Source organism: Streptomyces sp. NPDC054841, assembly GCF_053611045.1.
This window is the reverse complement of the sequence record NZ_JBSGZO010000259.1, coordinates 1-12041: the sequence shown is the minus strand read 5'-3', so window position 1 is coordinate 12041 and position 12041 is coordinate 1. Positions and strand designations below refer to the sequence as shown.

At 69.4% G+C, this 12041-nt stretch carries 8 protein-coding genes; 7 read left to right on the top strand and 1 reads right to left on the bottom strand.

Annotation, left to right across the window (positions count from 1 at the left end; all coding sequences use genetic code 11):
• Nucleotides 1–155: 155 nt before the first annotated feature.
• The 5 genes from ACWGI8_RS28200 (at nt 156) to ACWGI8_RS28180 (ending at nt 8589) form a co-directional block, all read left to right on the top strand.
• Nucleotides 156–1406: a lanthionine synthetase C family protein gene (locus ACWGI8_RS28200; protein WP_453665076.1), complete on the top strand. Its 1251-nt coding sequence runs from the start codon at nt 156–158 to the stop codon at nt 1404–1406.
• Nucleotides 1407–1409: 3 nt separating this feature from the next.
• On the top strand, nt 1410–4451 hold the full coding sequence (locus ACWGI8_RS28195; RefSeq protein ID WP_453665074.1) for a lantibiotic dehydratase: 3042 nt from the start codon (nt 1410–1412) through the stop codon (nt 4449–4451).
• Nucleotides 4448–6298, top strand: a complete 1851-nt coding sequence (locus ACWGI8_RS28190; RefSeq protein WP_453665072.1) for an ABC transporter ATP-binding protein — start codon at nt 4448–4450, stop codon at nt 6296–6298. Before ACWGI8_RS28195 ends, ACWGI8_RS28190 begins: the two co-directional genes overlap by 4 nt.
• A gap of 4 nt (nt 6299–6302) precedes the next feature.
• Complete coding sequence (locus ACWGI8_RS28185; RefSeq protein ID WP_453665070.1) at nt 6303–7271, top strand: LLM class flavin-dependent oxidoreductase; 969 nt, start codon at nt 6303–6305, stop codon at nt 7269–7271.
• A gap of 73 nt (nt 7272–7344) precedes the next feature.
• Nucleotides 7345–8589 (top strand): erythromycin esterase family protein, encoded by a 1245-nt coding sequence (locus ACWGI8_RS28180; protein ID WP_453665068.1) that lies wholly within the window; start codon nt 7345–7347, stop codon nt 8587–8589.
• Between the two features lie 70 nt (nt 8590–8659).
• Here the strand turns inward: ACWGI8_RS28180 and ACWGI8_RS28175 are convergent, their stop codons facing one another.
• Nucleotides 8660–8803 (bottom strand): hypothetical protein, encoded by a 144-nt coding sequence (locus ACWGI8_RS28175; protein WP_453665066.1) that lies wholly within the window; start codon nt 8801–8803, stop codon nt 8660–8662.
• Nucleotides 8804–9272: 469 nt separating this feature from the next.
• Here ACWGI8_RS28175 and ACWGI8_RS28170 point away from each other — a divergent pair, with 469 nt between their 5' ends.
• Together ACWGI8_RS28170 and pcaDC are read left to right on the top strand one after the other, a co-directional pair.
• Nucleotides 9273–10358: an IS110 family transposase gene (locus ACWGI8_RS28170; RefSeq protein ID WP_453665064.1), complete on the top strand. Its 1086-nt coding sequence runs from the start codon at nt 9273–9275 to the stop codon at nt 10356–10358.
• A 378-nt stretch (nt 10359–10736) separates the two neighbouring features.
• Complete coding sequence (gene pcaDC, locus ACWGI8_RS28165) at nt 10737–12020, top strand: bifunctional 3-oxoadipate enol-lactonase/4-carboxymuconolactone decarboxylase PcaDC (RefSeq protein ID WP_453665062.1); 1284 nt, start codon at nt 10737–10739, stop codon at nt 12018–12020.
• Nucleotides 12021–12041 lie beyond the last annotated feature (21 nt).

The following is a 12041-nucleotide window of genomic DNA, read 5'->3' as shown; positions in this document are numbered from 1 at the left end:
GATGCTGACACGGCAGCACCCGTCCACCGCCATGGCCTCCGAGCCCCGTCATGAGACAAGGAAGAAAGATGCCACGCGTCCCTGACACTACTGACAGCTGGATCGGGCTGGAAGACGGCCCACTGGCGGAACGAGTTCGGCGCACGGTCACTCACGTGACGGAATGCACCTCGGATACCACGCAGCTCACCGAGCTCGTGCTGCAGAGCGCTGAACAGTCTCCCCAACCAACTGCCTGGTATCCACCCAGCGTCAGCAGTGGACAGGCCGGCGCCACTCTGCTGCACCTGTACGCTGCTTCGGCCGGGCTGAGCAGCCTGGACACCGCGTTCCACCACATCCGTGAAGCGGTGGCGGCCACCTCCATCGAACCGCTGAGCGGTCCGGGACTCTTCGCCGGCACCAGCGGTCTCGCGCTCACGGTGGCCGAATGTGTGCGGCTGGAACCACGCTTCCGCCCCAGCCTCGACCGACTGCACGAGCAACTGGCCAACCAGGTGCTCGACACCGATTACCCGAGGGTCGAGCGAGCGGTCAGCGACCTCGACTACGACCTCATCACCGGAGCGGCCGGGATACTGGCCTATCTGAGCTCCGTCGAGGAGCCGACTGACCGGATTCGCGAGGCGGCCGAGCGGCTGCTCGATTACCTGATCTGGCTCACCGGCCCGGCCCGGACCCCTGCCACCCCCCACCGCTGGCTGCTCACCCCCGAGGTCTACCCACCCCTGCCCAGCTACCGGGAGAAGTGGCCCCACGGCTATCTGAACCTGGGGCTCTCACACGGCATGCCCGGGGTCGCCGCCGCGCTGGCCGTGGCCTGGCGCGCGGGTCTGCGCAGGCCGGGACACCAGGCCGCGATCGACACCCTGACCACCTGGATCGTCGCCCAGCCACACTCCGACGAGCACGGCCCGGTCTGGTCGGACGGCACCGGCGTCAGCGCGGAGGGTGCGGAACTCACCCCCTCGTGCGGGGGCGACCAGCTCGCCTGGTGCTACGGCACCGCGGGGGTCGCCGGTGCCCTGCTGACCGTCGCCGAGAGCCTGGGCGACGACAGTCTGCGCAAGGTGGCCGTCGAGGCGTTCGAGGCCGTATTGCAGCGCACCGCCAAGACGCGCCCGCTGTCGCCTACTCTCTGCCACGGACACGCCGGACTCCTCATGATGTGCCTGGAGTTGGCACCGTGGAGCGCCGCGGCCCGAGCGGCGCTGCCACGACTCACCGAGGAGTTGCTGGACTATGCCGACCCGCAGCGGCCCCTGCTCTTCGCCGACCAGGACGAGCCGGGTGTCCTGGTGGACGATCCCACCTTGCTCACCGGTGCCACCGGCGTGGCGCTGACGCTGCTGGCCGCGCTAAGTGCTGAGCGGCCCAGCTGGTTCCGCCTCTTTCTCGCGAGGTGAAACATGACCACCTACACACCCGCAGGCTTCTTCATGCTGCGCACGCCCGCACTGCCGTTCGCCGAGTTCCTCGACCTGATGGAGGACCCGCACCAGACTGACGAGAAGGTGCTGCGACTCGCGCAGCGGCCGGACGTACGACGTGCCCTGCTCGTGGCGAGCGAGGACCTGACCGCGACCCTGGACCGCGGCCTGGACGAACTCAGCCCGAAGCGAGCGGCCAAGGTGCGCTCGCGGCTGCTTCGCTATCTCATCAGGATGGCCACCAGACCCACGCCTTTCGGCGCGTTCTCCGGTGTGGCGATCGGCACCTTCGGCCCCAGCAGCACGCTGCGCCTCGGCAGCCCGGCGCTCGGGCGGCTGCGGGTGCGTACCGACATGAGCTGGCTGCTGTCGTGGCTCAAGGAGGTCGAAGAGGACCCCGAGCTGCTGCGGCACCTTCCGGTCCGCCTGAACCCGATGGCCCACCGGGCCGGTGACCGGATCGTCCTGCCGCAGGCGGATAAGTACGGGCAGGGCGATAACAGGACGGTGCGTATCCGGGCGACGCCGGCCGTCGACGCGGTACGGGCCGCCGCGGTCGGCTCTGTCCCCTACCAGCGGATAGTCGACGAACTCGCCGCCGCCTTCCCGCAGGAAGGCACCGACACAGTCGAAGGGCTGGTCCGCCAGCTCTGGGACCTCGGGTTCCTGGTCGGTGATCTACGACCGTCACAGACCGCGGCCCGCCCAGAGCAGGATGTGTTGAAGGCCCTGGCCGACGTACCGCACGCCACCGAGGCTGCGGATCGGCTGCGCGGCGTCGCCGAACTGGCCGAGCGCGCCGACGATGTCGCCTCGCTGCGCCGGCTCAAGGCCGCCCAAGACGCACTGCTGCCGGAGCACCGGGGCCAGCCTTATCAGGCCGACGCCTCGCTCGACCTGCGCGCCCCCCAGCTGAACGCGTCCGTCGGGGAGGCCGCAGCAGACGCCGTGGACGTACTGATGCGGCTGTCCACGACGCTGGGGGGCGCGCACCATCTCACCCGCTACCGCGAGGAGTTCGACGAGACGTACGGGGCCGGTACGCGCGTGCCGGTGCTCGAGCTCCTCAGCGCCGACCAGGGTCTCGACGCCCCGCCCACCTACACCATGCCCCGGCGCAGCATCGAGCTGCCAGCCGCGCCGCAGCCGGACTCCAGCCGCAGGGACCAGGCGCTGCTCGGCTTCGCCCAGGAGGCGTGGTGGCAGCGCGCGCAAGAGGTCGAGCTCACCGACTCCTGGCTCGACCGGATCGCGCCGCGCTCGGACACTGCGGTGTGGCCACCGGTCATGGACGCCTATCTACAGATCGCCGCCGCCAGCCGGGAGGCGGTCGACGCCGGGGAGTGGCGTGCGGTCCTGCGTTCCGACGGGCTTGCGCACGGCGGCCGGACCTTCGGCCGCTTCCACGATCTCATCGACGAACCCTCGCTACGGCTGCTTCACGACTTCGCCCAGCAGGAGGAGCGGCTGAGCCCCGAGGCGGCGTACGCGGAGCTCGCCTATCTCCCGTCGTACGGCAGGGCTGCGAACGTCGCGGTCCGACCGAGCGTCCGGCCGCATGAGATTCCGATCAACATCGCTCCGTCCGTGGCCGAGGACCGGACGATCCCGCTCAACGACATTCTCGTCGGAACCACGAACCGCCGCTTCTACCTGTGGTCCCAGCGGCTCGACCGCGAGATCGTGGTCGCGCAGCACCACATGCTGAGTCCGGCGCTGGCGCCGAACGTGGCGCGGTTCCTGATCGAGGTGTCACTGGACGGCTATGTGTTACCGACCGGCTTCTACTGGGGAGCGCTCGAATCGTCCTCCTTCCTGCCCCGGGTCACACGCGGCCGGATCGTGCTGCGTGGCGCTCAGTGGCAGATCACGCAGCAGGAACGCGACGACCTGGACGGCTGGTTCGCCCGCTGGCAGGTGCCGCGTTACGTCTTCCTGGTGGACGGGGACAACCGACTGCTGCTCGATCTCGACAACCCCCGCTGTGTCGAGGAGCTGCGCGCCGAACTCCGTACCAAGCCGGAGGCCGTGCTGCACGAGATGCTGCCGGGCCCAGACCACACCTGGCTGAGCGACGAGGACGGCCGAACCTACCTTGAGGAGCTCGTCGTTCCGGTCATCGCCAAGGACGCCAGACAGGTGACGCGCGACGCCGTCTCCCGCGCCCCCCAAGTGCCGGTCCAACGCCACCTGCCAGGTGGTGAATGGACGTTCCTGAAGCTCTACGCCGCGCCCGAGCGCCATGACGAGATCATTACGGGTCCGCTGCGCGCGGTCATGGCCGAGCTGCGCGCACACGGCCTGCTGGACCGCTGGTTCTATCTGCGCTACGCCGACCCGTTCCCGCATCTGCGCATCCGCGCCCGGAGTTCGGCCGCGGCAGAGCTCCTCGCCACACTCGCTGGTTGGGGCCGAGACATCGTCACGCAGGGCCTCGCACGGGACCTCGCGGTGTCCAGCTACGCCCCCGAGGTGGCCCGGTACGGCGGCGTGGAGACGTTCGACGCCGTGGAGCGGCTCTTCACCGCCAACAGTGAGGTGACCGCGGGGATCATCGCCGCGAAACTCGGCCTCGAACCGGAGTTTCTCGGCGTCGCCGCGCTGGACACGCTCCACGACCAGTGGGGTATGCCCCTCATAGAGCGCACCACCCGGATCAGCCACGTCAAGGAGGACCAGGCCGCCCGCAGGCAGTTCCGGGACAACCGCGACTACCTGTGTGAACTCCTCAGCCCCTGGGAACGGTTCACCCACCCCGAGGGATCACGGCACCGTACCCGACTCGCCGAGCTCCTCGCCCCCCAGGCCGCCGCCGTCACCGAGGTCGCCGACGCCGTACGCGCGGCAACCGCAAGCGGCACTCTGGTCGGCACCGCGGACGAGGTGCTCGGCAGTCTGGCCCATATGCAGATCAACCGGCTCCTCCCAGTGGATCTCGAGCGTGAGACACACTGCCATCGGCTCTGGGACCAGACCCTTCGCGCCATCCGCGGCCGACTGGCGGCAGGGGGGCAGCAATGATCTGGCTCCGCGTGATGCGGCTCTTCTGGCAGCTGAGCCGTGTACGGGTCACGGCGTACACCGTCGTGACGATCCTGTCCGCCGCCGTGCCTGGCATCCAGATCGCGTTGACCGCAGCGGCCGTGCAGGCCGTCGCGAACGCGATCGGCGGGTCGGAGACGGCACGGGACCAAGCGCTCCGGTACGCCGTGCTGCTGCTGGTTGTGTCGGTCACCAACCATCTGCTCGGCACCTGCGTCCAGTACCTGGACTCCCTGCTCAGGCTGGAGCTCACCACGAAGATCGGTGAGCGCGTGATGCGCAAGGGGACGCGCCTGGAGCTACAGCAGTACGAGAGCGCCGACTCCTACGACAAGCTTCAGCGCGCCTTTCAGGAGAGCAATGGAGGCCGGATCTACCAGCTGTTCTCCCAACTCCTGGACGCCGGACGCGACCTGATCACCATCGTTTCGGTGAGCTCGGTCCTCGTCATCTGGAGTCCCTGGGTGGCACTGCTCATCCTGCTCGCCCCCCTACCCGCGGCCATCTCCCACATGGTCTACGCACACAAGGCGTTCGAGATCGAGTTTGCCCGGGCACCGGAGCGGCGGCGCCTCTTCTACTACCAGTACCTGACCACCACCGACCACTCCTTCAAGGAGGTCCGTCTCTTCCAGCTGGCGCCCACGCTCGTCGACCGGTACCGCGAGCTGGTGCAGAAATTCTTCCGGGTGGACAGGGGACTGGCCCGTCGGCAGTCGCTACTCTCCGGGCTGCTCGGCACCCTGAGCGTCGGCGCATCCTCCGGAGCGATCATCTGGGCCATCCACAGCTCGATCAACTCCGGCCAGATCGGCCAACTCGCCGGCTATCTCCAGGCGATCGGCACGATCCAGGTGACCGCCATCAGCATGCTGCTCGGCTTCTCCACGCTCTACAAGGACACCCTCTTCCTCGGCAACCTCTTCGACTTCCTCGACATGCCGGAGCACGACATCACCGGTGGCAGCCGGGACTTCCCCACGAAGCTGACCAAGGGCATCGAGTTCCGCCACATCAGCTTCGCCTATCCGGGTACGGACAACCTCGTCCTAGACGATGTGAGCTTTCGGCTGGCGGCGGGTGAGTGCATGGCGCTCGTCGGCCGGAACGGCGCCGGGAAGACGAGCATCGTCAAGCTGCTCACCCGTCTCTACGAGCCGACCAGCGGACAGATCCTGATCGACGGCGTACCCATCGAGGAGTACGACATCGAGCAGCTCCAGCGGAACATGGGCGTGATCTTCCAGGACTTCATCCGGTACGAGATGCGAGTCCGGGAGAACATCGGATTCGGCGACGTCGACTCCCTGACGGACGACGCACGCATTCACAGCGCCGCGCAGGCCGGCGGCATCGCACCCGCCGTCGACACACTCCCCCACCGCTACGACACCATGCTCGGCCGCCACTTCGAGGAAGGGCACCAGCTCTCCGGCGGCCAGTGGCAGAAGATCGCACTCAGCCGTGCGTTCATGCGCAAGGCCCCGATCGTGGTCCTCGACGAACCGACCGCCGCCATCGACGCGGCCGCCGAGGCCGAGATCTTCGGCCGGCTACGCACCGTCGCACAGGGCGCAACCTCACTCCTCATAGCACACCGCTTCTCGACCGTACGCATCGCAGACAAGATCATCGTCATCGAGAACGGCAAGCTGATCGAGGAGGGCTCGCACAAGAAGCTCATGAAGCTCGACGGTACCTACGCCTACCTCTTCAACCTCCAGGCCGCCGGCTACACCGCCGAGGGCCGGCCCGGAGCCGACGACACTTCCGAGACCGAGCCCGCGACCCCCGAGGCCGAGCCTCGGACCGCCGGACAGGGATAACGACATGCGCTGTTCCATCATCTTCCCCACTATGGCGAAAGACCCGCTGAGCCTTGTTCCCTTCGCGGAGCTGGTCAAGGAAGGGCACGCCACGCGGCTGTGGCAGGGACAGTCGCTGAGTCTGGAAACGCACCAGATGTTCGCCTACCTGGCCGGCCGCGGCTTCGACATCCCAGTCGGGACGAGCGTCGTGCTGATGCCGATGCGGCACGCCTTCGATGCCGCCGTACAGGCACGATCGCTGTCGCGCCTGACCGGCCACCGTACCGTGCTGGGCGTCGGGCCCGGAGCTCCGGACTTCACCGCCGAGCTGCGGGGCGAGCCCTACCCGAGCCCGCGCACCGCGTGTGTCGACTACCTGGACGCGATGCGACGGTTCCTCGGCGACGAGGACGCCTCCCCTGCGGGCGCGCAACCGGGCTCCGCACCCCTGCTCCCCCGCCTCGAACACCCCGGCGTGGAGCTCGGACTTGGCGTGCTGCGGCCGGTACTGGCGCGGGCCGCGGGGATGGCCGCCGACGTGGCGATCAGCTGGATGACGCCCCCGGCCTACGTCCGGGACGTACTACTGCCCGCCATGGCCAAGGGCGCGGCGCAGCGCGGCCGAGCGGTGCCCCGGATGACCACCGTGGTGCACGCGGCCCTGGCGGGGCACGGCCGGAATCCCTACCAGCTCGCGCTCTCCGCAGCGAAGGCGCATCTCAGCACCGCGCACTACACCGACATGCTGCGGCAGGCCGGTCTGCGGATGCATCCTTCTCAGCCGTATCTCGGCGCGCGCGCCCTGGTCGATTCGGGCACTTTTCTCCATGGTTCGGCCGAGGAGATCAGCGACGGACTCCGCGTGTACGAGGATGCCGGGGTCGACGAAGTCGTCCTGAATCTCTCCGGTGTGGCCGCGACATACGGCTACGGTGCGGCGGCGGAGGATCTACGCCGCATCCTGACCGAGGTCGGGATGCGAAACCGCTGACCGGACGGAGTGACAGAGAATGGGGAAAGTCACCGTAGGAACTCGCTACGGGACGTCACCGACGCCGCAGGGCGTGACGGAGTGGCTGGCGGAGCACGCCTGGCGGCTGGAGCGCCTCACCGCGGGCGGGCAATGCCAGGACCTGGTGCCCTTCGGCGCCGCCCTGGCCGAGGCGCGCATCGTCGGCCTCGGCGAAGCCACGCACGGAACCCGTGAGTTCTTCCAACTCAAGCACCGGATCGTGGAGTTCCTCGTCACAGAAGCCAGCTTCACCACACTGGCGCTGGAGGCAAGCGAATCCGCCGCCCGGGCCGTGGACAGCTACGTCCAGGGCGGAGACGGCGACCCTACGGAGCTGATCGGGCGCCTCGGGTTCTGGACCTGGCACACCGAGGAGATGCGCGCGCTCGTGGCCTGGATGCGTGCGCACAACCAGAGTGCCGCGCCCGGCCGTCGGGTGCGATTCGTCGGCATCGACCCACAACGTTCCGGGGCCTCCGTCGTCTACGTCACCGACTTCCTCCGCCGGGTCGCGCCGACGGAGGCGGCGGCCACGCAGTCCGCGCTCGCACCGCTCAGCACCGCCCGGCCGGGGAGCCGCCCCGACCCGCAGCAGGCGCTCCGCGGCTCGGCCGAGCGCCTGCTGGACCTGTTGACCGACCGGCAGGCGGAGTTCACCGCGCAGGTGGGCGCAGCGGAGACCGAGGCGGCGATCGACCACGCCCGCGTGCTGGTCAGGTCTGCGGACCTGGTCACTCTCCCCTTCGACGCGCGCCTGTTCACCGCCCGCGACCGGTACCTGGCCGAAGCCGTGAGTGCCCTCGCCGACGGCGCCGAAGCAGCCGATCCGGCCGACAGCAGCGAGGAGAAGGTCGTGGTCTGGGCGCACAACGGCCATGTCTCCCGGGGCCACTACATGCCCGGCGTGCCCGCCCTCGGCTACCACCTGCACCAGCGCTACGGCGATGCCTACTACGCCCTCGGCATGCTCTTCGGCGCGGGCGCGTTCCGGGCTCGCCGAGGCCGCAACATGCGCCGGCCCGCCGTACCGCACCGGATCAGCAGGCTGGGCGCGGGCTCGCTGGAGGCCGAGCTCGCTCGGGCTGTTCCGGGCGACCACCTCGTCGACCTGCGCGCCGCGCGGACCGCCACTGCTGAGGTACGGGACTGGCTGGGCCAGCAGCACAGGCATCGCAGCTTCGGCGCCAACGTGCCACGCTTCACCTACCGGCTGCACCACGCCCCGACCGTGCCCGCCCAGGACTACGACGGCCTCGCCTACGTCAACACGTCCACCTGCTCCCGCCCCCTGCCGTGAGCGGGCGCCGGGCCAGGGACTGAGTGAAGGGCACAGGTGAAGCTTCCCCGTGATCTTGGACACGGTTTTGTTATGCCGCGAGGCTCTGGTCTTGCTGGAAGCGCAGGCGCGTCTCGTGGGGCGTGAGGTAGCCCCAGCGGATGTGCTTGCGCAGTCTGCGGCGGTTGTACCAGCCCTCGATCACCCAGGAGGGCAAAACCCGTCGTGAGATCATCCGATGCCTCAAGCGATATGCCGCCCGCGAGGTCTTCAACCTGGTCAGGACGGCCTCTACCGGCCCCCGTTATAAGGGCATTTCGGCCCGCTCGCCGTCCCGTGGCGTCCGACGAGTGAAGGTGCCCGTCCCGACTGCACACAGCCCAGGACCGGCCTGTCCACGGACAGCCATCTTGCGCTGTCCGCTGTCACGGCCGGGATTCCAGGATTCCTGGAACGGCGCGTTGTGGTGGGTGGGAGAATCGCAGGGTGCTGTCCCGGGCCGGGGCCTGGCTCATGACATCTCTGATCAGGGTATCCAGTCCGAACGTTGCCGACCCTGACCAGGGATGGTGCGTTGCAGGTACCGGACCAGGCTGGGCGTGTCCCGATAGGGGCTTGCCGATCATCTCGGCGTTGTCACGGTTCTGACCGCCTGCGTAGTCCGGTGCCGGCCGCGCGATGTGCTGCTGTGCCGGAGGAGGCGAATGAATGTGGCCGAGGCTTCCTCCGCTCCGCGTGCTCGTCGGTGCTGGCCCACCCGGGAGGTGGTGCTGGGGGTGGACACACACCGGGATGCTCATGTGGCTGTGGTGCTGTCCCTTGTAGGAGTGGTGATCGGTACTGAGGAGTTCCCGGCCACCGCGGCTGGATACCGCGGGCTGCTGAAGTGGGCCCGGGGACTGGGTGTGGTGCGGAGGGCCGGAGTGGAGGGCACCGGCACCTTCGGTGCGCCCCTGTCCCGCTACCTCCTGGGCCGGGGCGTGGATGTGTTCGAGGTGAACCGGCCGGACCGGACCGACCGTCGCCGACGTGGTAAGTCGGATCCGCTGGATGCGGAGAACGCGGCCCGATCGGTGCTGAGCGGGCGGGCGCGCGCCCGGGCCAAGACGGCAGACGGGCCGGTGGAGATCGCCCGGATGTACAAACTCGCCAAGACCTCGGCGCTCAAGTCCCGCACCCAGGCGATCAACCAGCTCAAGGCCGTCCTCGTGACCACCGACCCGCACCTGCGGGACGCACTCACCGGGCTGAGTAACGGCGCGCTCTTCCGGACCTGTGCACGCCTCGACAGCGACGGCAAGGACGGTGAGGAGACGGTGTCGCAGGCCACCCGGTTCACGCTGTCCCTGCTGGCCCGGCGCATCGCGCAGCTCACCGAGGAGATCCAACACCTGCAACGGCGTCTGGCCCGGCTCGTGGAGCGCCACGACCCGCAGCTGCTCGATGTGGTCGGGATCGGCCCGGACACGGCGGTCACCCTGCTGATCACGGTGGGCGACAACCCGGAACGTCTGGGCAGCGAGGCGTCCTTCGCCGCACTGTGCGGCGTCAGCCCCGTGGAGCGCTCCTCGGGCATCCGGGAGCACCGCCGCCTCAACCGCGGGGGCAACCGGCAGGCCAACGCCGCCCTGCACCGGATCGTGTTCACCCGGCTGCGCTGGGACCCCCGCACCCAGGAGTACTACGAGCGCCGCCTCAAGGAAGGCAAGACCCGACGCGAAATCATCCGCTGCCTCAAGCGCTACGTCGCCCGCGAGGTCTTCCACCTGCTCAAGCCCGCACAGCCGTGACCTCCGTCGAGGGAGCAGCGCGATGAGCTGTCGATGGCGGTGCAGCAGCTTCCATGCCCGCGCCTCGAGGCCCACATGTCGAGGTTGAGGTAACGGCGGTTGGATTCCAGCTGCGGATCAGTGCCCTTTCGAAGTTCCCGGCGGGAGAATGGTGGCTGCAGTCCTGGCCACGGTCTGACCAGATGGACAGGTGACCACGGAGTCTATGCCGAGTTGTGTCGACCGAGAGCTGGGATAGCACGCTAACGACACAGGGCCGGATCGGGTGCACCCCGATGCCGGTCGTGCAACACACCACCAGGCGTCCCACCTGGTCAAGCCTGCTCAACCCCCACCCCCGTCATAGGGGCAGTCGTGACAGATGAGAGGGTCTGACGGGTGAGCGAGACACCACCGAAAACCCTGCAATACCGCGTTGACGGGCCAGAAGACGCCCCGGTCCTCATCCTGGGTCCCTCACTGGGTACCACATGGCACATGTGGGACCGGCAGATACCGGAGCTGTCCCAGCAGTGGCGGGTCCTGCGCTTCGATCTTCCGGGCCACGGCGGCGCCCCCGCGCACGCCGCCGGCTCGGTGACCGACCTCGCCGACCGCCTCGTCGCCACCCTCGACGAGCTCGGCGTGCAGCGCTTCGGCTACGCCGGGTGCTCCATCGGCGGCGCGGTCGGCATCGATCTCGCGCTGCGGCTGCCGCACCGGGTGGCGTCGCTCGCGCTGGTCGCCGCATCGCCCCGGTTCGGCACGGCGGACGAGTTCCGGCAGCGGGGCGTCATCGTCCGCACCAACGGCCTCGACCCGATGGCCCGTACCGCGCCCGAGAGCTGGTTCACCCCGGGATTCGTCGCCGCGCAGCCCGCGATCGTCGAGTGGGCCGTCCAGATGGTGCGCACCACCGACCCCGGCTGCTACATCGCGGCCTGCGAGGCGCTCGCGGCGTTCGACGTCCGGGCCGAACTGGGCCGGGTCGGCATCCCCACGCTGGTCCTGGTCGGCTCCGAGGACCGGCTCACCGGGCCCGCGGAGGCCCGCACCCTGGTCGCCGGCATACCCGACGCCCGCCTCGCGCTGGTCCCGGGCGCCTCCCACCTCGCGCCCGTGGAGCAGCCCGCGGCCGTCACCGATCTGCTGGTACGCCACTTCTCCCTGGCCTGGCAGGACACACTCCACGCGATCCCCGCGCCGCCGGTGCTCCCCTCGATCTCCGCGCCGGTCGCCCCGGTCGCCGAGATCGCCCCGGCGCGCCCCGCCGAGCAGCCGCAGGCGGTCGGGGTGACACGGCCCGACCCGTACGAGGCCGGGATGAAGGTCCGCCGCGAAGTGCTCGGCGACGCCCATGTGGACCGGGCCACGGCCGCGGCCGACGACTTCACCGGTGACTTCCAGGAGCTGATCACCCGCTACGCCTGGGGCGAGGTCTGGACCCGCGACGGCCTGGACCGCCGCACCCGCAGCGTCGTCACCCTCACCGCCCTGGTCGCGGGCGGCCACCTCGACGAGCTGGCCTTCCACACCCGCGCGGCCCTCCGCAACGGCCTGACCCCCACGGAGATCCGCGAGGTTCTGATCCAGGCGGCGGTCTACTGCGGGGTCCCGGCCGCGAACTCCGCGTTCCGGGTTGCCCAGGCGGTGATCCGCGAGGAGACGACTCCACGCGAGTAGCCCTCCCGGGCTCCCCCGGCC

Coding starts and splice junctions, on each gene's coding strand:
- ACWGI8_RS28175 (WP_453665066.1), bottom strand. CDS start 8,803: ATGATCTCACGACGGGTTTTGCCCTCCTGGGTGATCGAGGGCTGGTAC.
- ACWGI8_RS28185 (WP_453665070.1), top strand. CDS start 6,303: ATGCGCTGTTCCATCATCTTCCCCACTATGGCGAAAGACCCGCTGAGC.
- ACWGI8_RS28170 (WP_453665064.1), top strand. CDS start 9,273: ATGAATGTGGCCGAGGCTTCCTCCGCTCCGCGTGCTCGTCGGTGCTGG.
- ACWGI8_RS28190 (WP_453665072.1), top strand. CDS start 4,448: ATGATCTGGCTCCGCGTGATGCGGCTCTTCTGGCAGCTGAGCCGTGTA.
- ACWGI8_RS28195 (WP_453665074.1), top strand. CDS start 1,410: ATGACCACCTACACACCCGCAGGCTTCTTCATGCTGCGCACGCCCGCA.